Origin of the sequence: Paenibacillus sp. MCAF9, assembly GCF_052114265.1 — a bacterium.
In the GTDB taxonomy this organism is placed as follows: Bacteria; Bacillota; Bacilli; order Paenibacillales; family Paenibacillaceae; genus Pristimantibacillus.
This window is the reverse complement of sequence record NZ_JBFREL010000040.1, coordinates 1-18,395: the sequence shown is the minus strand read 5'-3', so window position 1 is coordinate 18,395 and position 18,395 is coordinate 1. Positions and strand designations below refer to the sequence as shown.

Annotated in this window: 22 protein-coding genes; 16 read left to right on the top strand and 6 right to left on the bottom strand. The window is 47.0% G+C overall.

Features of this window, described 5'->3' with window-relative positions:
* Positions 1 to 92 precede the first annotated feature (92 nt).
* On the top strand, positions 93 to 494 hold the full coding sequence (locus AB4Z45_RS30215) for a hypothetical protein (RefSeq protein WP_083681694.1): 402 nt from the start codon (positions 93 to 95) through the stop codon (positions 492 to 494).
* Between the two features lie 135 nt (positions 495 to 629).
* Positions 630 to 1,019 carry a cytochrome C oxidase subunit II gene (locus AB4Z45_RS30210; RefSeq protein ID WP_441880990.1) on the top strand — a complete coding sequence of 130 codons (390 nt, stop codon included), beginning with the start codon at positions 630 to 632 and terminating at the stop codon, positions 1,017 to 1,019.
* Positions 1,020 to 1,088: 69 nt separating this feature from the next.
* Here the strand turns inward: AB4Z45_RS30210 and AB4Z45_RS30205 are convergent, their stop codons facing one another.
* Complete coding sequence (locus AB4Z45_RS30205; protein WP_339203605.1) at positions 1,089 to 1,355, bottom strand: hypothetical protein; 267 nt, start codon at positions 1,353 to 1,355, stop codon at positions 1,089 to 1,091.
* A gap of 110 nt (positions 1,356 to 1,465) precedes the next feature.
* On the opposite strand from AB4Z45_RS30205, the gene AB4Z45_RS30200 reads away from it, so the two are divergent.
* From AB4Z45_RS30200 to AB4Z45_RS30180, 5 genes are all read left to right on the top strand, one after another.
* Positions 1,466 to 1,753, top strand: coding sequence for a Dabb family protein (locus AB4Z45_RS30200; RefSeq protein WP_076266783.1), 288 nt, complete (start codon positions 1,466 to 1,468; stop codon positions 1,751 to 1,753).
* A gap of 152 nt (positions 1,754 to 1,905) precedes the next feature.
* Positions 1,906 to 2,325, top strand: a complete 420-nt coding sequence (locus AB4Z45_RS30195; protein ID WP_441913068.1) for a DUF86 domain-containing protein — start codon at positions 1,906 to 1,908, stop codon at positions 2,323 to 2,325.
* 150 nt (positions 2,326 to 2,475) lie between these two features.
* On the top strand, positions 2,476 to 3,132 hold the full coding sequence (locus tag AB4Z45_RS30190; RefSeq protein ID WP_441913125.1) for a helix-turn-helix transcriptional regulator: 657 nt from the start codon (positions 2,476 to 2,478) through the stop codon (positions 3,130 to 3,132).
* A 216-nt stretch (positions 3,133 to 3,348) separates the two neighbouring features.
* Entirely contained in the window at positions 3,349 to 3,825 is a 477-nt protein-coding gene (locus tag AB4Z45_RS30185; protein ID WP_441913066.1) for a DUF948 domain-containing protein, read from the top strand.
* Between the two features lie 51 nt (positions 3,826 to 3,876).
* Positions 3,877 to 4,293 carry a YtxH domain-containing protein gene (locus AB4Z45_RS30180; RefSeq protein ID WP_441913064.1) on the top strand — a complete coding sequence of 139 codons (417 nt, stop codon included), beginning with the start codon at positions 3,877 to 3,879 and terminating at the stop codon, positions 4,291 to 4,293.
* 134 nt (positions 4,294 to 4,427) lie between these two features.
* On the opposite strand, the gene AB4Z45_RS30175 is transcribed toward AB4Z45_RS30180, so the two are convergent.
* The 3 genes from AB4Z45_RS30175 to AB4Z45_RS30165 form a co-directional block, all read right to left on the bottom strand.
* Positions 4,428 to 5,648 (bottom strand): sugar phosphate nucleotidyltransferase, encoded by a 1,221-nt coding sequence (locus AB4Z45_RS30175; protein ID WP_441913062.1) that lies wholly within the window; start codon positions 5,646 to 5,648, stop codon positions 4,428 to 4,430.
* Between the two features lie 169 nt (positions 5,649 to 5,817).
* The gene (locus tag AB4Z45_RS30170) at positions 5,818 to 7,563 is read right to left on the bottom strand and encodes an alpha-glycosidase (RefSeq protein WP_441913060.1); all 1,746 of its coding nucleotides are present in this window, start codon (positions 7,561 to 7,563) and stop codon (positions 5,818 to 5,820) included.
* A 48-nt stretch (positions 7,564 to 7,611) separates the two neighbouring features.
* Positions 7,612 to 8,418 (bottom strand): SDR family oxidoreductase, encoded by an 807-nt coding sequence (locus tag AB4Z45_RS30165; protein ID WP_441913058.1) that lies wholly within the window; start codon positions 8,416 to 8,418, stop codon positions 7,612 to 7,614.
* A gap of 327 nt (positions 8,419 to 8,745) precedes the next feature.
* On the opposite strand from AB4Z45_RS30165, the gene racE reads away from it, so the two are divergent.
* The 8 genes from racE to AB4Z45_RS30125 all read left to right on the top strand — a co-directional run bounded on the left by racE (position 8,746) and on the right by AB4Z45_RS30125 (position 14,001).
* Positions 8,746 to 9,555, top strand: a complete 810-nt coding sequence (gene racE / locus AB4Z45_RS30160; RefSeq protein WP_441913056.1) for a glutamate racemase — start codon at positions 8,746 to 8,748, stop codon at positions 9,553 to 9,555.
* Between the two features lie 102 nt (positions 9,556 to 9,657).
* Entirely contained in the window at positions 9,658 to 10,563 is a 906-nt protein-coding gene (locus AB4Z45_RS30155; RefSeq protein ID WP_441913054.1) for a M14 family metallopeptidase, read from the top strand.
* A 78-nt stretch (positions 10,564 to 10,641) separates the two neighbouring features.
* A complete protein-coding gene (locus AB4Z45_RS30150) occupies positions 10,642 to 10,875 on the top strand; it encodes a hypothetical protein (RefSeq protein WP_441913052.1) in 234 nt (77 codons plus the stop codon).
* 45 nt (positions 10,876 to 10,920) lie between these two features.
* Positions 10,921 to 11,223: an iron-sulfur cluster assembly accessory protein gene (locus AB4Z45_RS30145; protein WP_339203589.1), complete on the top strand. Its 303-nt coding sequence runs from the start codon at positions 10,921 to 10,923 to the stop codon at positions 11,221 to 11,223.
* 37 nt (positions 11,224 to 11,260) lie between these two features.
* Entirely contained in the window at positions 11,261 to 11,485 is a 225-nt protein-coding gene (locus AB4Z45_RS30140) for a DUF1450 domain-containing protein (RefSeq protein ID WP_441913050.1), read from the top strand.
* A gap of 110 nt (positions 11,486 to 11,595) precedes the next feature.
* A complete protein-coding gene (locus AB4Z45_RS30135; RefSeq protein WP_441913048.1) occupies positions 11,596 to 12,210 on the top strand; it encodes a DUF3990 domain-containing protein in 615 nt (204 codons plus the stop codon).
* On the top strand, positions 12,173 to 12,472 hold the full coding sequence (locus tag AB4Z45_RS30130) for a hypothetical protein (RefSeq protein ID WP_076266793.1): 300 nt from the start codon (positions 12,173 to 12,175) through the stop codon (positions 12,470 to 12,472). Before AB4Z45_RS30135 ends, AB4Z45_RS30130 begins: the two co-directional genes overlap by 38 nt.
* Positions 12,473 to 12,558: 86 nt before the next feature.
* Positions 12,559 to 14,001 carry a PDZ domain-containing protein gene (locus tag AB4Z45_RS30125; protein ID WP_441913046.1) on the top strand — a complete coding sequence of 481 codons (1,443 nt, stop codon included), beginning with the start codon at positions 12,559 to 12,561 and terminating at the stop codon, positions 13,999 to 14,001.
* 116 nt (positions 14,002 to 14,117) lie between these two features.
* On the opposite strand, the gene AB4Z45_RS30120 is transcribed toward AB4Z45_RS30125, so the two are convergent.
* Both AB4Z45_RS30120 and AB4Z45_RS30115 read right to left on the bottom strand, forming a co-directional pair.
* Entirely contained in the window at positions 14,118 to 16,151 is a 2,034-nt protein-coding gene (locus AB4Z45_RS30120) for an LTA synthase family protein (RefSeq protein WP_441913044.1), read from the bottom strand.
* A 27-nt stretch (positions 16,152 to 16,178) separates the two neighbouring features.
* Positions 16,179 to 17,321, bottom strand: a complete 1,143-nt coding sequence (locus AB4Z45_RS30115) for a THUMP domain-containing class I SAM-dependent RNA methyltransferase (protein WP_441913042.1) — start codon at positions 17,319 to 17,321, stop codon at positions 16,179 to 16,181.
* 142 nt (positions 17,322 to 17,463) lie between these two features.
* Between AB4Z45_RS30115 and AB4Z45_RS30110 the strand changes: the two genes are divergently transcribed.
* Positions 17,464 to 18,096 carry an O-methyltransferase gene (locus tag AB4Z45_RS30110; RefSeq protein ID WP_441913040.1) on the top strand — a complete coding sequence of 211 codons (633 nt, stop codon included), beginning with the start codon at positions 17,464 to 17,466 and terminating at the stop codon, positions 18,094 to 18,096.
* Positions 18,097 to 18,395: the final 299 nt, after the last annotated feature.

Genomic DNA, 18,395 nt, shown 5'->3' with positions numbered 1-18,395 from the left:
AAGTTAACTTTTGGGTAATAGTAAATTAACTTGCATCAAATCCTCGCTCCTCGCTATAATAAGAACAAACGTTCTTATTTGGAGGGGTGGCAATGGCCGCTAAAGAGGAAGAAGCCCGCGGAAAAGTCAGAATGGCAGCTAATCCACCGATACAGACCGAGGAAGAGCTTGTGCTGGTGAAGCAGTACGTTTTGCTTGGCATTGTTATGCGTATTTTGGATCATGATATACGCGTGATCGGCACTTCAGCCATTAAACTGCCGCGGTTTTATGAATCGATGATGCGCGGCATGCAGGATCGGGTGCTGCTCGACCTCGCTGGAATTAGAAGGAAATTCCGCGAAACAGGAATAAAGGTGTATGAGGAGAAGCGCGAAGCCGATGGTTTGCATGCCGAATATGTGTGCAGAGGGTACCATCATCGTTTTTTTATGCTGTGGGGCTTTGTAAAAGCGGAGTCTGAACGGGTGTTAAAACAGTATTTGTCCAGCTAATTTTGTAATTGTTCATGGTTTTGTCAAAATAACAAAAAAACTTTTCAGCTTTCCGTAGTTTAAGGTTGAGAACTTCGGACGATCTTATGTAATATAAGAGGTAGACATTATGATCGCAAAGGGGAGCACATAGCAATGCATAAGTGGATTATGTTTACTGTATTCGCAGCGGCGTCTTTGCTGGGCTTATATTTGCTCACATTCGCACTGCCAGCTAAGCCGGTTGATGAGTCTGCCTCGTTGCCAGAGGGCATGACTTTATTGAAGGTTGTAGCGTCCAACGATTTTGTATTTGATCAAAAAGAGTACAAAGTTAAAGTTGGAGACAAAGTTAGACTAAAACTTTCCAACAAAAGCGGTATCCACGGGATGCATATTGACGAGCTTCAAGTAGCTTTGGATAACGATCACCCGGAAACAGATTTGGAATTTAAAGAGCCAGGTACTTACAGAATCTATTGTTCCATTCCATGCGGTCAAGGACATACAACGATGGAATCGACTTTAGTGGTTGAAGCAGCCTAGTGCGTAATTGATTCATGTGCTGTAGAAATGAGAAAGGAGCCGAAAGGCTCCTTTTTGCCTAAAATAAAGCTATCGTGCTGAACGAGGATGATGCTCTTTATCACGACTGCGTACGATTAGAACGTCGGCGAGAAAGCCAAGCAACGCCCATGTAGCAACAGTAAGTACATACATGAGCAAGACGTTAACCTCGTGCACGTCAACAAATAAATCAACGACCCATGCGGGAATGCTAAACATGAAGAAAACAAGATTGTGCGGGTCGTAACCCGTGGAGTTGAACAAGCAGATAGCTAGTCCAATAACTGTTGCAACAATTGTAACCGGATAGCGCATAACGTACACCGAGCCCCTTCGTGTTAAAGATTGCCGTAATGCGACTGCATAGGTTATTATGTGACAAATAGACAAAAGTTATGCGTCAATATTAGAGGAGGAACTAAATAATGCTTACTCATATCGTATTTTTTAAATTAAAAGATGGCAGCGCAGAGAGCGTAGCGCGTACCGCACAAGTGCTTAGGGATATGGAAGGGCAAATCGAAGTATTAAAGTCGATTGAGGTTGGCGTGGACGTTGTGCATTCGGAGCGTTCTTACGATATCGCTCTTATTACGAAGTTCGAATCTTTGGAAGCGCTAGAAGTGTATCAAGTGCATCCTGTACATAAAAAAGTTATTGAACACATGATGCAAGTTCGTGAAGCTTCCGTCAGCGTTGATTTTGAAAGCTGAGAGGCAGGTTGAGCAGTTATGAGCGACATGAGGGACGTATACGAAATATTTACTTATTTGCTTGTTATCATATTTAGCAGCATTATTATGGTGGCGTGGCTGAAACGCAAAGGGAAAAAAAAGAAGCAAGGCTGAAAGCGGGCGACTGATTGATGTATTATGTGAATCGTGAACAAATAGCGGTAAGGTTGAATTCGATTACTGAAATTGCTTCGGCGCTGGAATCGCTTGCCGCTAATTGGCAGGGAACGGTGCTGGAGGGGCTGGCGCAGGAAAGAGCGCTGCATCTGGCTATTGAAACCGTAACAGATGTTGGCAGCTTCTTGATCGACGGTTTTATTTTGCGGGATGCGAGCAGCTATGAGGACATCATCGATATTACTGGCGAGGCAGGCGCGTTTCCGCTTGAAATGCAGGCGACGCTGACGGAGCTGGTGAAGCTTCGCAAGCCGTTAGTGCAGGACTATTATGTTTGGCCGAGAACTGAGCTTCATCCGCTTACGAAGACGCTTACTGCTCTGCTGCCTGCCTTTAAGCAATCGATTGATGATTATTTAGAACGCGAGCTGTAGGCGTTTTTGCTATTTGCATGTAAACCATTACGATTGCAGAGCAAGCATAGATTATGACTTTATGATTGTTTTACGCTTGATTTACGAAAAACTAAAAATACGTTACAATGACGCTATCAAGCCTGCAAAGGTGGTGAAGGGTTGAAGCGGATGAAAACGGCAAGTGCATCAGATATAACGGCAGCTTCGCGCGGCGATCATTCCACGCGAGAGCGCATATTGATGCTGCTGAAAACAGGCGGCAGATTGAATGCTGGTTCCTTGTCAAGCGAGCTCGGACTAACGGAAATGGCAATCAGGCGGCATATGTATGCACTAGAGAGCGAAGGCAGCGTGAATATCGTATCGGTGCGGCAAGCCATGGGCAGACCGCTCCATGTGTATGAGCTGACAGCTGAGGCGGATGAGCTTTTCCCGAAAAATTATCATATGCTCGCACTCGACTTGCTGGGCGAGCTCGCTGATGACCCGGATACCGCAGCGCTTATTGACCGGATGTTTGATGGACGCAAGAACAAGCTGCTCGAGCGTTATGAGCCGCGAATGGCGGGCAAGAGCTTGGAGCAGAAGGTGAGTGAGCTCGCAGCGATTCAGAACGCTGGAGGATATATGGCTGAAGTGGAACCACAAAGCGATGGCAGCTATATGTTGTATGAGTATAATTGTCCGATTGCTCAAGTAGCCGGCAAATATTTGCAAGCTTGCAAATGTGAGCTCTCCTTGTTTAAATCGCTGCTTGACGTGCCTGTTGAACGAACGGAATGTTTAGCGAAGGGCGGCGGCAAGTGCAGCTACCATATCGGTTGATGAAATAAATAGAGGTTGTCTTTGCAAATCGGAGAAGATTTGCTGAGGCAGCCTTTTTTTGTTGCCAATGTGGAGAAAGCAGTGATGCTTTATCATTTTTATTTCGGTTGTGTCATGACAAGCCCATGCTGCTTATACTGTCATTACGCAAGTGGGCATTCGTCTAGGAGCATACACGTATGATCCTGCAATTGATAGAGGAGGAGGGATGCAGGCATGGTCATGATGTGGAGCGCAGCGGTAGTTGCTGGAGCATTTGTCATTCTAGTTGGCGGTATACTCATTGCCTTACGGTCGGCGCTAAGCAGAGTGAAGCAAGTGCAGGCTGAAGCGGAGGTTATGAGGCAGGACCTCAGTAAGTTATCCGCTGAGATTAGCGGGCTTGTGCAGCCGACCGAGGAAGCGATTCGTGCGGTACATCGTCAGCTGCAAGCCATGAGCAAGCTATTTGAAGCGGCAGGGCAGGTCGGCGGAGCAATTGCCCACACGACATCGACGGTTGAGCGGGTAACGTCTATATTATCGGAGTCGGCTGAGCAGCATGCTAAGAGGCACGAGACGAAGCGGCAGGTCGGTGAGGCGCTTGAATGGGCAGAGCTAGGGATGGCGGCATGGCAGCTGTGGCAAACTAGCCGAAAGGCAGCAACGACTGCCGAAGATGAGCATGGACCTGTATTCGAATCGGAATCTTAAGTCAAGGTGCTAAGGTCGAAGAGCACGCTAAACACGAAAGGAGCAAAAACAATGACAACACGTAAACAAACAAAAGGATTTTTTCTCGGCGCATTAGCTGGAGGTGTTGTAGGCTCGATTGCTGCATTGTTGCTAGCACCGAAGCCGGGCAAGGAATTGCGTCAGGATATTTCAACAGGCGCGCAGAAGGTTGGAGAAACGACGGTTAGAGTTGCAGGTCAAGTAGGCGATACGACGGGTCGTATTGCTAAACAGATCAGCGGCCAAGCGATTCAAATTGCCGATCGTACGAAACAAGCGGCAAGCAGCGTTGTAAGCACGGTAAGAGGCCGCAACAAAGGTACAGAGGAAACAGAAGCGGTTAGTGGCGATATCGCTTTTACAGAAGATGGCAATGAGCAAGCAGCAAGTGCAATTGAAGCGGTAGAAGCCGGAGAAACAGAAGCTGCTACAGCAAAGGAACAATAGAGACTTAGCGGTAGTTGCAACATACGTAAATTAGACAATGGGTAAAATGGTTCACTCGTATAATACAAAAAGGCAAACGGCAGGGAGCGAAGTCTCCTGCCGTTTGTTTTTTTATTCACGTGTATGGATAGGGGTTAGCCAACAATATGGTTGTGAACGTAATTGGATACGGGACGAAGCAAGCTTGCGAGCGGCTCCATATTGTAGTCGTTCATTGATGGTGAAGTTGCGGTAATGGCTTCACCTGGCCCTACTACAGAAATTTCATCATCTAATCGACCGACGAACGCGCCGTCATGAATGATAGCACCTTCACCGATAATGGCGCGATGGAGCGTAACATTTCTTCCAATTCTGGCTCCCGGCATGATGATGCTCTCATAAATTTCGCTGTTTACGCCAATCGTAACGCCTGAGCAAATGATGGAGCGTGTTACTTCTGCTTCCACAGCGCAAGCGGGGTGGAGGATGGAGTCGGTAATTGATGCTTCGGGGCTTAAGTAAGGCTTTTCGGTAGACTGGTTTGTTCCGGACTGAGATGGCCACTTGGCTGCGCCAAGCTTTAGCTCTCCATCCAGCAGGTCCATGTTGGCTTCCCATAGGCTGTTGATTGTGCCGACATCCCGCCAGTAGCCGTTATAAGGATAAGCGATCATATTGGTTTTGGAGGAAAGAAGAGCAGGAATAATATCTTTGCCAAAATCATGAGTTGACGCTTCCGAAGCAGCATCTTCAATGAGTATTTTTTTCAAGTCTGCCCAGCGGAATAAATAAATGCCCATGGAAGCTAAGTTGCTGCGAGGATCCGAAGGTTTCTCATGAAAGGAATTGACCCGAAATTGTTCATCAGTTTCTAAAATGCCGAAGCGGCTTGCCTCGCGCCAAGGAACTTGTTTAACGGCGATCGTAACGGCTGCGCCGCGATTTTTGTGGAATTCAAGCATAGGCTTGTAGTCCATTTCGTAAATGTGGTCGCCCGAGAGGATTAGTACATGCTCAGGAGCTTTCTCATCGATAAAGTCGATGTTCTGATAAATAGCATCGGCCGTTCCTGCATAGCCCTCTAAACATTTTCTTGAAGAAGGGAGGAAGGCTACTCCGCTATTCGCTTGATCCGTTTGATAGCCGTTCGTGGATTGATTTACATATTTATGAACGCTTTCGGCGCAGTACTGCGTAAGCACGCCAATCGTAGTAATATTTGAGTTTGCACAATTGTTAAGTGGAAAATCAATCATTCGGAAGCGATCGCCAAAAGGTACGACAGGTTTGGCAAACTGACTTGTGAGCGGGGCTAGGCGCCGCCCTTCTCCACCGGCTAACAGCATAGCAATACATTCAGTATGGTTCTTCAATTCAATTTCCCCCTGACCAGTAAGTGTAGTAGTGTTGGCTCTGTTTCTTATATGGAGTCATTAACCTTTCATGGTGGCTTTGAAACCGATACGGTGAAAAAAGGGGGAAATAGATAAGTGAAAAGGGCTCTTGCCCCGCCAGAAAGACGGTGCAAAAGCCCTCAAATGATTAGATATTTCGATACAAAATTCGGAAGTCATGCGGACCGAGCTCAAGCTGAAGCTGCTCTTCGAATGTGGTGACTTCTTCATTCGAGAGCGCATCTTTCCAGTCGTCCGCCTGCATGGGATGCGCAAGCTTAACGGTTTCTTCGGTATGGTTAATCCAAATGGTAAAATGTTGCTTGGCGTTTAAGCGCTCATAAATGAAAGCGCCGCGTTCGTTATCTGCATACAAAAAGCGGAATCGCCCGTCACGAAGAACGGTATGCTCCTTGCGGAGGGCAATAAGGAGCTGATAGAAATCAAACAGCTCGCGGTCCTGCTTGTCCGCATCCCATTCCATACATTTGCGGCAGTCCGGATCATCTCCGCCATCCATTCCAACCTCGTCGCCATAATAGATGCAAGGGATGCCCATAGAAGTCATCATGAATACAACGGCTTGCTTTAAACGCTGCTTGTCTCCATTTAAACGAGTTGACGCACGAGGTGTGTCATGACTGGATAGGAGGTTGAACATCGCCTCATTGGTTTGCTGAGGATATCGCATAAGTAAACGGTTGATTTGATCGGCAAAATCCGATGCCTTTCCTTCGGAGGAAGCGAAAAAATCCAAGATGTGCTGCGTAAATGGATAATTCATAGAAGAGTCAAACTGATCACCGTGCAGCCAGTTAAGCGAATTGCTCCATACCTCGCCGATAATAAAAGCATCCGGCTTTTCAGCCTTAACGGCATGACGGAAATCCCGCCAGAAAGCATGATCAATTTCGTTGGCAACATCGAGCCGCCATCCGTCGATATCTGCTTCCTTAATCCAGTGCACAGCAACATCAAGCAAAAATTGTTTTACTTCAGGATTTTCGGTATTCAGCTTCGGCATATTGCCATAAAATCCAAACGTAGCATAATTTGCTGCACCGTCTTTGACCTCTACAGGGAAGCCATTCAGATGAAACCAATCCTTGTACTTCGAATTTTCTCCATTTGCGAGCACGTCTTGGAAAGGTGGAAACTGCTCGCTCGTATGATTAAAGACAGCATCCAAGACAACTCGGATATTTAGATCATGACAAGCGCTGACCAGCTTCTTAAGCTGCTCGGCATTTCCGAACTGCGGATCGATTTGCATATAATCGACCGTATCATATTTGTGATTTGAAGGTGCTGTAAATAAAGGCGTCAAATAAATCGCCGTAATTCCGAGGTCCGTTAGATGCTTGAGATTATCCATTATGCCTTGCAGGTCACCGCCAAAGTGGCTTTCGCCGCTCGGTGCTTCACCCCAGGGCTGCACGTGGTCGGGGTCGTTGGCCGTATTGCCATTTGCGAAGCGGTCAGGCATAATTTGATAGAAAACAGCTTCCTTTGCCCATTCAGGCGCATCAAACAAATCGACCGAATGAATAAAAGGAATTTCAAAATATCCGCCAGCTGGGGCGGGCTGCTCCTCAAAGATGCCATTCTCAATGAGCCATAACGTTTCTTCGCCGCTGCGTACACGAAAGCCGTACGAAAAACGCCGAAACTCCGGCTTGACGGCAGCTTCCCAATAATCAAAGAGGGAATCGGCAGCTATTTTTTCCATCGGAACATCATGATGATGCTGACCCCAATCGTATTTATCACCTGTTACCGCAACAGCCTCTTCAACGTCATTTCTTTTGGTGCGGAGTCTAAGATGGAAAGTATCACGGTCGTATGCATAAGCCCATTTCAAATCCGATGAATGATGTAAACATTCTTTAAACAATGGCGTTCGCCCCTTATCATATGGTCTTCTATCTATCGTTAATAATAGCTATCCGCGCAGCAAGGATTCTGCTCCGTCTATGTAAACGGTGGTACCTGAGACATGGTCCGAATCATCAGATGCGAGGAATAATGCAAGCTTGGCCACTTGAGCCGCGCTGCCGGGCCCATCTTCGAGCGGCTGGCTGCCTTCTGGATATTCAACGGGTATCGACACACTCTCGAGTTCTGGCGTACGCTCCGTATTTTGCTCGATATTCGTCTCAATAGCTCCGGGGCAGATGGCATTCACGCGAATTTTGTACTGGGCAAGCTCCAAAGCAGCCATCTTGGCAAAAGCGACCTGTCCGGCCTTCGTGCTGCTGTAGGCGCTGAAACCGATATTCGAGAACACCCGATTACCATTTATGGAGCTTGTGATAATAATGCTTCCGCCTTTATCCTTTAACAAAGGAATAGCGTGTTTTACAGTTAGAAATGTGCCGGTGAGATTAACTTGAAGCGTAGTATTCCAGTCTTCGATATCCATTAGTTCAATCGGTGTTAATACACCGTTAATACCTGCATTGGCAAATACAATGTCTAGGTGTCCATAATGCTCGCGTGCTTGTCGATAGGCGTCTGCAAGCTGAGCTTCATTGGAAATATCAGTTTCAATAGGCAAGCAGTCGACATTGTATTCTCGAACACTGCGGCATACTTGCTCCATGGCGGATTCTTTAACATCAAGCAGAACCAAATTGGCGCCTTCCTTCGCGAATTTCAAAGCTGCTGCCCTGCCAATACCAGAGCCAGCCCCGGTAATGAGAGCGACCTTTTCTTGTAAACGGCCGATCGGATATTTCACTTTTGTCATCTGAATGCCCTCCTTTTTGTTTTCAATCCAAATGCAATGCTCCAATTGTTTCTACACGTATGTACCCGATCCGAGATGATCTAAACCGAATGCTAAAGGCTGCCCCCATTAATTCCTCTGCATTATTGCTGGATTAACCAAAAAAGGACTGTCAATGCTACATAACGTAGTCATTGACGGTCCTTTGTCATTTACATTGAGCTTTCAATTTGAAATTTCAGACCGCTTGTCCGAAATGTCGATAAGATACTGGTACGTTTTTGTGCCTGTATTCATATGCTATTTTGTCTCTATTCATCACATTATGTTTAGGAAAGCGGTGTGTTTGTGCAGCAACCGATTGCAATACTGGACTCAGGCGTTGGCGGCCTCACCGTTGCCAAGGAAGTTATGCGCCAACTGCCGCGAGAAAAAATCCTTTACTTTGGAGACACGGCTCGAACGCCTTATGGACCGCGATCTTCAGAAGAGATTGTTCGTTTTACGAGGGAAATCGTCGATTACTTAATTCAGTTTAATCCGAAAATGATTGTTATAGCATGTAACACAGCAACAGCGGCCGGACTTGAAGACATTCGCTCAAGAGTCGCGATCCCGGTTGTTGGCGTCATTGATCCTGGTGCAAGAGCAGCTATCGGCCTTACAGCTACGGGTTATGTTGGTGTCATCGGCACAGAGGGAACGATCAAAAGCGGTGCTTATGAGCAAGCTTTAAAGAGGTTGTCACCGAAGGTGCAAGTGATAAGCGAAGCATGCCCGAGATTTGTGCCGCTAGTGGAAAAGGGAAATTTTCGTTCCTTTGAAACGTACGAAACGGTGCAGAGCTCCATTGGGCATTTGCGGCTTTTTCCAATGGATACGTTAATACTTGGCTGCACGCATTATCCTTTTCTAGCGGAAACCATATCCGAGGTGATGGGCCAGAGCGTGAATCTCATCAGCTCAGCGGACGAGACGACACGCGAGATCAGAAATATTTTGGAAAACAATGACCAGCTTGCGAGCGAGGAGAGGGAACCGGTGCATCAATTTTTTTGCAGCGGAGATCCGCGGATGTTTCAAACTATTACTCAGCAGTGGCTTGGGAAGCAGATTGAACTGACGCCTGTAGTTTGGCAAATACCCAATATCATTTAAATAATAAGAAACTGAAGCCGGGCTTAAATATAGCAAGGCTTCTTTTTGTTGATTGCTACATAGGACAAGTAAGGCCTTGCATAGCATGATAGGAGCAAATTTATGCAGCTGGGGGCGATGGTTATATACTCCTTACAAACGTATGGCTATCTTGATTTAGTGGAGGGTGTTCGGCAGCTATCAGGCAGATACTCGTTTTTATCCGCACATATTATTGGGGAGAGCGTAATGGGCAAGCCGTTATTGGCGCTCCGCTGCGGCAATGGTCCGCGTCAAATTCATATGAACGGCTCCTTTCATGCAAATGAATGGATAACCTCTGCACTGCTGATGCGCTTCGTTGCTGATTTGTCGGCAGCTTATTGCAGCGGGGAGCGAATGGGTGGACAGCAAGTGGCGGATTTGTGCAAAGATGTGACTTTATGGGTTGTCCCGATGGTAAACCCAGATGGTGTAGAGCTCGCACAATACGGTGCATTGCCGAGGCATCCTTATTATCAACAGCTAATGGAGTGGAATGGCGGCTCCGATCAGTTCAGCAACTGGAAGGCCAACATTAGAGGTGTTGACTTAAATGATCAATTCCCTGCATTTTGGGAAGAGGAGTGCAAGCGCAGAGGGGTAGAGGGGCCTGGACCGCGTGACTATCCAGGACCGTATCCGCTAAGTGAGCCGGAGGCGAATGCCATGGCTCAATTTACGAGTAGAATTGGTTTCGATGCGGTTCTTGCGCTTCATACGCAGGGGCGGGAAATCTATTGGAATTATCGTGATTATGAGCCGGCAAATGCAGAGCAGCTTGCCAAACGGCTCGCTCAGGCAAGTGGATATGAAGCGGTAAAACTGACAGGCAGCGATGCGGGATATAAGGACTGGTTCATTCATCAGTTCCGCAGACCGGGCTTTACAGTGGAAGCGGGCTATGGCGAAAATCCGCTGCCGATGAGTAATTTTGATCAAATTTATGTGGAGCTGCAGCCGCTGCTGCTAGAGGCGCTTCGCCTTTAGCGGCCGCTGGCCTCTAGTAGTTAATTACGCCATGCTTATGCTATACTAATCGGAAAAGGTCAGCAAAGGTGGGATTTCATGCGTAAGTTGCTGTCGCTGCGCCATTGGCAGCGTACGTTTGTCCGTATTTTTCAGCTGCTTCGATCAAAGGATGTTTCACTGCTGGACAAGCTGGTTTTTTCCGTGCCTGTTTTTCTTTACTGGGTTTTGCCGGACGTCATGCCGTTCATGCCGATTGACGACATCGCGGTTACGATGGTGCTTGCCGAATGGTTTGCCCGTAGAATGGAGAGCAAGTATAATATAAAATAATAACGATTGCCGAAAGGCCTAACGATAAGAGGAGCTGGATAATTTATGAACTGCAAAATTTCAAAAAATGCTGCTAAAGTTCTGCAAGTAGAGCTGGACAAGCCTGAAAACGAAGGTAAAAAGCTGCGTATTTATGTCACTCATTCGCACGGCGACCATGCTCATTACGGTATGGGAATCGACGAGCCGACTGAGAAGGATATTGTTGTATCCACTGACAAAGGGATCGATGTTATTTTGGAGAAAGACAATGCTTTTCTGGACGGCGTTCGCATCGATTATTTCTATGTGCCTGAAGAAGGTTTTGCCGTTACGAATCCAACCAAGGGCAACCACGGTGATCACTAGCATTTTTCCGTATTCGGTTGAGACAGGACGATGAATAATGGCTAACGATATAATGGTTTGCGACAAATGCAAGCATACTAAGATCAAATCGATTTTGCCGAAGCTGCAGAAGCTGGCGCCGGACACAGAGGTTCGTGTAGGCTRCAAGTCGTACTGCGGGCCATGCGCCCGCTATGCATTTATTTTTGTTAATGGACGGTACATTAAGGCGCCTTCAGAGGATGAGGTCATCGAGAAGATCATTCCTTACATCAAGAAATAAATAATAATATTAATATAATAGAACGACATACACGACAAGACCCTGCGACAGTTTGATTTCGTAGGGTCTTTGTATTTTCATACGAGGAGCCAAACGAAAGGAGTGCGAGCGTGGACATAACGACGCCTCAGCTTTTATATCATGGAACTACAAGCGATACTGTTCAATCATTTGGCCAGAAGCTGTTGAATTCACCCTATTGGCGGCCGGGGAAAGATTTTGGAGAAGGATTTTATACGACAATATCGGCTGAGCAAGCACGCAAATGGTCGCATAAGGCAGCAAAGGAGTCATGGGACGGCGGTCGTCCATGCGTGCTTGTCGTAGAGCTGGCCTCGGTACCGGAGCAGGTCGAGCCTCTGTTGTTTTTATCCGATTCACCGGCATGGGCGTCCTTCATTCTTGCTCACCGCAAGGCAGCGGTCAAAGGTACTGATCCCTGTGATGCGCATCCAGACATTATCATCGGTCCTATGGCGGACAATGACACTGGAAAAATCGTACATAAAGCAGTACAATTAAAGAAAGATGAGCAATGGTTTTATGAGCAAATTACAGTGTCGCGCAAAGGCAGGAAGCTCGATTCGCTGCGGCTCGGCAATCAGGTCGTTTTTTGCTCCGAACGGTGGGAATCTCATTTGAAACTAGTCGGCTACCATATTTATTCGGGAAGCAGGTGGATGTATCATGAAAGTGAAAACACAGGTCAGGTTAAGCTTATATGAACGCGGAATTGCAGAGGCTTTAGCTGCCGAATACGGCTATACCGCAGCGGATGCAAGAGAACTTGTCGTCGAATATATTCAGGTTATCCGCAAGCTTAGCGGGTATGACAATTGTGCCCAGTATGCTCAGCTGCTCGATCGTGCGCGTCGTATGAACCATTCCCCGGCGCAGTGGCTTGAACGTATCCAAAGCGTGGAGAAAGGCGAAATGAGAGACAGAGGCATTGATTCGGAACAGCGGCAATATTTGCAAATGAAATAGGACCCCGCGATGTGTATCGCCTGGGTCCTTTGTTTATCCTAAAAGAAATACATATGCTTCGTATGAGAAAGCTTAGGGGGAAAAGAATGCTGAGGCCAGCACGTTATTACCTATTTGGACTAGTCCTCGCGCTTGTCTGTTTGGCTGCAGCAGAGCTTATTTGGCTGCCGGCCCCGCTTAAGACATCCAGCGGGATACAGTGGATAGAAATGATCGATTGGTTGTTCAATATATTAGCTCTAATACCGATTAGCTGGGCGGCTGGTGCTTTGCTCGGGGTTTGGCAGCAGCGGAAAAGAAAAGGCTGGACGCTTATTTTACAGCTAGTACGGCTTATAATCGCGGGTCTAGGCATAGTTGGAGCAGGATATGTTCTGTTTGCGCCAGAGAAGCTGTTCCAGATGCTGCTGATTATTGGGGCTGCTGCACCGCTAGTGTTTGTAGATATGCTTCTTACTGAAGCGTTAGAGCGTTCGCGAGCGGCGAAGGCATCGAATATAGGAGGGAATCGTTCAAACGCTCCCAAGAGGCTTCTAAGCTCTCTGTGGCTGCCAAAGCGCGGGATGATCACTCTAACGATTACGATAGTGCTTCTATTGGTTTTGCTCTGCCCTACCGGCTATAGAGTCACATACCCGGGGATGACGCTCAATATGAATCGTTATGCGCATGTAGAGAAGAGCGAAAAGAGCGGGGGAACAGTAAACGGCATACTCGTATTCGAGAGGCCGGCCGTACCGGCTGATTGGCTGTATGCCAAGCTGCTTCCGATGTATAGCTTCGAGAAAATACCAGAAAATGAACCGCCGCTGACGGAGTCGTACACGCAAGTCGTTCATATGAAAACGGATGCCAATCGTGTTGCAGCAGCTGTTGCCATGCAGAAAGCAGGCGTTGGAGGCGGAATTAAGCCAGATGGCATTAGAATTATTGCCATCGTAAAGGATAGTCCAGCTGAGCAGAAGCTGCAAGCTGGCGATATTATCGATGCGATGAATGGGCAAGCGGTTAAATCGATTGGCGAGATGACTGAATATATGGAGAAAGCGGTAAAGCCCGGCGATTCGGTACAAATTACGCTAAGGAGAGCGGGAGTTCAAACACAGGTAGAGGTCAAGACGAAGGCCGCAGCTGATTCGCCAGAGCGAGCGGTGTTCGGCATATCGGTGCAAACAGAGCTGCTTCTCGATATCCCGCTTAACATCGATTACAAACGCTTTATGGCGCATATTGGAGGCCCATCTCACGGGGCGATGCTGACGCTGGCTATTATTGATCAACTGACACCAGGCGGCGTTACGTATGGCAATCAGGTGGCGGGTACAGGTACTATTGAAGCAGATGGCTCGATTGGATTAATTGGAGGCATCAAGCAAAAGGCTTATGCGATCAGCCGGACGGATGCGGATGTGTTTTTTGTGCCGGCTGAGCTGGAAGGAGATGCTCGCAGCGGAGCGCCTGATCTCAACATTGTGCCAGTGAACACGATTGACGATGTGCTGAATTGGCTGTCTGAGCATAAAAAGTAGCTACATGTGAAGTAATGTTATGAGCATAACGGATATAATAAAAGAATCTTCAAATCCACTATAGAATGTGGATTTGAAGGTTCTTTTGCTTTTTGATAGCTTACCAAGCTGCTACGTTAACGACCAGCTGTCTCAAGCCCATTGCTGCTGCGAGCTTCTGTAGCGGTTTGCTCCTTGAAGTCAGCGATAAGATCGTTCATGACGATTTGATCCGACATGTTCAGCTCGGTGCGCGAGTCTTCAAAGGCGCTTATGCAGCCGCTGACTGGTATGGATGCATTGTCTTGGATGTTCCAGCATGCGCCGTTCTCAGCAATGCCATCTGCTGAAGGCATAAAGTAGAGGGTACCATCAGTGAAGGCACCGTTTCTTTGCACGACCTTCTTGCCAAGGAGAGGATTCTCCATAAGCAGAGGCATGCCAATTAAATATTGATCAGCCGTCGAGATGCCGAGCAGATGCATGATCGTAGGCGTTACATCCAGCTGACCGCCTACATTCGTATACGTTCCTGCATGCTCGTTCTTTGGCAAATGAATGAGCAATGGTACCTGCTTCACAATCATTTGACGCTCTAAATCATTCAGCGGTTTGCCAAGGAAAGTCTCAAACAACGACCAGTCATTAATTGAGTTGTCGTGATCCCCGTACATGACGAGAATCGTGTGATCCCAGAGCCCTTCTGCTTTCATTCGATCAACCAGCTCACCGAGCGCAGCGTCTACATAATGAATGGATTGCAAATAATCCCCCATTAATGTACCATCCAGCTCGCCAAGGTTAAGCTTTTGCTCCTCTACCGGCATTGTGAACGGATAATGGCTGGAGAGTGTGATCAGAAAGGAGTAAAAGGGCTGTTTCTGATCGGCAATGACGTCAAAGGATTGTCGGAAGAAAGACTTGTCTCCGAGAGCCCAGCCGATTTTTTCATCTAGTTGAAAATGCTTTAAGCTGTAAAACTGATCATATTGCATGTTTTTGTACATCGTATTTCGGTTCCAAAAACCACCCTCATAAGAGTGGAAGACGGATGTCCCATAATCGTTTGCTTTTAAGGTGCTGGACATACAATCGAATTCGTTTGGTGCATATTGGATGAAAACCGAGCCGTTCGTGACGGGCTGCATGGAGCAGTTTGCCATGAAATCGGCATCCGAGGTTCTGCCTTGAGCGGTTTGTTGATAAAACTGACTGAAATAGGCGCTCTGCTCGATTAAATCGTTTAAATTCGGGGTAATTTCTTGACCGCCGATTGATTTGTTAACCATAAAGTTTTGGAAAGCCTCGAGCTGAAGCATAATGACATTGCTGTCTTTATATGCGCCAAATAAAGCATCCTGCTCGAGCGATTTCCGCTGGTCGCCGCGTTCTTGAATCCAGTTTTTCGCGCCAGAATACTGCTCAGCGGTAACCGTCTCCGCATCCAGCCAGTGTTGTTTGACATACCGATACACATCATAGCCATGAAAACCAAGCGCGCCCGTCATGTTGTAAATGGACAGATTCCACCAATTGCCGACCAAAATACCTTGTCCCCACGTACGCTTCGCTTCATTTACGTTTGTGAAAACAAGCGATGTTCCGATGCCAAAAATGACAGCGCTTAGAACGATGCGGACGATTGCCTTTTGCATGCCAGCAGGCTTGCGACGATACTCATTCGCTTGACGAAGATCACTCCGCCCTCGCCATAATGCGTAAATCGCAAAGGGAATGATAATAATCCAATCAAGGAACAAAATAAAATCCGTCGCTCGAAGAAGTGTGCCGATACTCTCGCCTAAGGAGTCCACTTGACTGAACTGAAGCAATACGGGAACGGAGATCAGATCTTGAAAGTAGCGATAATAAATAATATCGGCATACAAAACAAAGGATGCGATCACATTCAACACGATAAGTGCAACGATCCGTCCGCGTGCGGGCAGCCATATAGTCCAGAAGCTGAACAATAAAATGGCTCCGAGCTCGATAAGGGCATCTTTATCGGTCATTTTCATTTTTGGTACGTCAAGAATAGCATTGAATAGATAAACCTTCGCCATCATCACAGCCACAAATAAAAGCAAGTCTACAGCCTTCAGCCGCTCGAGCCCTATCAGAATCTTGCTCATCAAGCGGCGTAAAGCCGAGTGGTTATTATATAACATCTATAAAATATCCTTCCTCTTTCGTTACTATCGATTTCCGCGAGGGGGAAGCGGACCAAAAAATTGCAAGTAATTACACTCGATACGTCCATTAAACAGCTTCCGCTTCTTATCCGCTGGACGTCCAAAATAGTGCTCGATTGTCGTAGATGGGCTAATCGAGAAATACGACCAAGTTGGGTAATGGAGCGCAGTCAATCCGAACTGACGCAGCGCAGCCTCTGCTTGTACATCATCGCCGAGACGTTCGCCGTATGGCGGGTTCGTAATAATGACGCCGTAATCGCCTTCAAGCTTCACTTTGGCAACAGGCTGTACAGAAAGCTTGATTTCTTTGCCGAAACCCGCTTTCTTAATCGCAGCTTCTGCGATTTCAATCGCTCCTGGATCAATATCAGAACCTGCAATTTGAAGCGGAACATCATCTTTTACCAAATCAAATGCCTCATCGCGCGCTTCATCCCACAGCTCATTCGGAATAAGCGGCCAGCCTTCGCTGTTAAAGCTTCTGCGAAGGCCAGGTGCGATGTTCCAGCCAATCATTGCTGCTTCAATTAATATCGTGCCGGAACCGCAAAATGGGTCGTAAAGCGGCCGATCAGGACGCCAGCGGCTAAGCTGAACGAGAGCAGCGGCAAGCGTTTCCCTAATTGGAGCTTCGGTAGCTACTTTCCGGTATCCACGTTTATGCAAGCCATCGCCTGTAGTGTCCAGTGTCAGCATGGCACGGTCATTCATAAGCGTAACTTCTATTACATAACGTCCGCCGTTTTCGGGAAACCATTCGGTACCATAACGTGCAGACATTTTATCAACGACCGCTTTTTTTACGATACTTTGGCAGGCGGGTACGCTTGTCAGCTGAGATTTTTGCGAGCGTCCATTTACAGGGAATTCACCGTCGTTCGGAATCCATGTCGGCCAATCAAGCGCTTTGGTGCCCTCAAACAACTCATCGAAGGTGGTAGCAGGGAATTCTCCCATTTTGATTAGAATTCTGCCTGCTGTGCGCAGCCAAAGATTGGTGCGGCAAATATCGATAGGACCGCCTGTGAAATTAACGCGTCCGTTCTCTACCTGAAGATCGGTATAACCTAGATCCTTCAATTCACGTGCAACAACCGCTTCAAGCCCCATTGGCGCAGTTGCGATCAATTGTAACTTTTCCATTTTACACTCTCTTTTCATTAATTCTTGGTGACCTTAGCTTCATATCTAAAGCATAAGCTTGTAACCCCGTGAACAAAAACATACAATCAAGTATAGGACAAACTAGCTTGTTTTTACAAATTGTAAAATTGGAGAGAGTAGAATGACGTTGCAAAATGAACAATATGTGGATTCGCTTTATGTGGCAGATGCTGATCTTGAGCGTACAAAAGCAGGTATAGCGGCTAATGGAATGCCGGATATATCAGTTGCTGATGGGTATGGCAGGCTGTTAACGATGCTTGTATCACTGTCGAAAGCACAAAATATTATTGAAATTGGAGCACTAGGCGGCTATAGCGGCATTTGCTTGGCACGGGGCCTGCAAGAGGGCGGTAAATTAGTATCGCTTGAGCTGCTGCAAAACTATGCTGATCTAGCCAAGCTGCATATGGAAGCAGCTGGACTCGGAGATAAGGTAGAGTATAGGGTCGGTGATGCGAAACAAAGCCTTGCGGAGCTGAAGTCTGCTGGCAGGAAGTTTGATTTCTTTTTTATCGATGCAGATAAAGAAGGATATCCCATCTATCTGGACTACGCGATTGCACTCGCTAATCCGGGAGCGATTATTGTAGGCGATAATATTTTACTGCGCGGAAGAACGATCGATCCAGCTAAGGAAGGTCCAGCGGTTCGTGCCGTGCGCTCTTTTAATGAGATCATCGCAACAGACGATCGTTTGCAGAGCACGATATTGCCGGGCTACGATGGATTAGCGATAGCGATTGTGAAGTAATAGAGCAAGCCCTGACCTCCATCGGTATAATGCTGGAGGGGTTCAGGGCTTTTTTTTGATTGGTGGTGGGAGTTAGGTTTGTTGGAAGTGCTCGGAGTAGGCTTTAAGCGCATATGTTTGCTTATGGGGTAGGAGTAACGTTGATTTGTGGAGGGTGTCCCAAAAGCCATAGGCTTTAGAGGCACCCTCTTCAAAGTTTTGAAATCTGTAAAAAACAAAGAAACCAACCTTTGGTAAAATGGAGGTACCACCCAACCATCTTCGAAAGGAAGGTTTCTATGTACATTCAATATACCATG

Excerpts from the sequence above, each read along its gene's own strand:
- AB4Z45_RS30120 (WP_441913044.1), bottom strand. The coding sequence starts at position 16,151 with ATGTTATATAATAACCACTCGGCTTTACGCCGCTTGATGAGCAAGATT.
- AB4Z45_RS30205 (WP_339203605.1), bottom strand. The coding sequence starts at position 1,355 with ATGCGCTATCCGGTTACAATTGTTGCAACAGTTATTGGACTAGCTATC.
- AB4Z45_RS30125 (WP_441913046.1), top strand. The coding sequence starts at position 12,559 with ATGCTGAGGCCAGCACGTTATTACCTATTTGGACTAGTCCTCGCGCTT.
- AB4Z45_RS30180 (WP_441913064.1), top strand. The coding sequence starts at position 3,877 with ATGACAACACGTAAACAAACAAAAGGATTTTTTCTCGGCGCATTAGCT.
- AB4Z45_RS30150 (WP_441913052.1), top strand. The coding sequence starts at position 10,642 with ATGCGTAAGTTGCTGTCGCTGCGCCATTGGCAGCGTACGTTTGTCCGT.
- AB4Z45_RS30165 (WP_441913058.1), bottom strand. The coding sequence starts at position 8,418 with ATGACAAAAGTGAAATATCCGATCGGCCGTTTACAAGAAAAGGTCGCT.
- AB4Z45_RS30200 (WP_076266783.1), top strand. The coding sequence starts at position 1,466 with ATGCTTACTCATATCGTATTTTTTAAATTAAAAGATGGCAGCGCAGAG.
- AB4Z45_RS30190 (WP_441913125.1), top strand. The coding sequence starts at position 2,476 with ATGAAAACGGCAAGTGCATCAGATATAACGGCAGCTTCGCGCGGCGAT.
- AB4Z45_RS30210 (WP_441880990.1), top strand. The coding sequence starts at position 630 with ATGCATAAGTGGATTATGTTTACTGTATTCGCAGCGGCGTCTTTGCTG.
- AB4Z45_RS30155 (WP_441913054.1), top strand. The coding sequence starts at position 9,658 with ATGCAGCTGGGGGCGATGGTTATATACTCCTTACAAACGTATGGCTAT.
- AB4Z45_RS30130 (WP_076266793.1), top strand. The coding sequence starts at position 12,173 with ATGAAAGTGAAAACACAGGTCAGGTTAAGCTTATATGAACGCGGAATT.
- AB4Z45_RS30145 (WP_339203589.1), top strand. The coding sequence starts at position 10,921 with ATGAACTGCAAAATTTCAAAAAATGCTGCTAAAGTTCTGCAAGTAGAG.
- AB4Z45_RS30215 (WP_083681694.1), top strand. The coding sequence starts at position 93 with ATGGCCGCTAAAGAGGAAGAAGCCCGCGGAAAAGTCAGAATGGCAGCT.
- AB4Z45_RS30195 (WP_441913068.1), top strand. The coding sequence starts at position 1,906 with ATGTATTATGTGAATCGTGAACAAATAGCGGTAAGGTTGAATTCGATT.
- AB4Z45_RS30185 (WP_441913066.1), top strand. The coding sequence starts at position 3,349 with ATGGTCATGATGTGGAGCGCAGCGGTAGTTGCTGGAGCATTTGTCATT.
- AB4Z45_RS30110 (WP_441913040.1), top strand. The coding sequence starts at position 17,464 with ATGACGTTGCAAAATGAACAATATGTGGATTCGCTTTATGTGGCAGAT.
- AB4Z45_RS30115 (WP_441913042.1), bottom strand. The coding sequence starts at position 17,321 with ATGGAAAAGTTACAATTGATCGCAACTGCGCCAATGGGGCTTGAAGCG.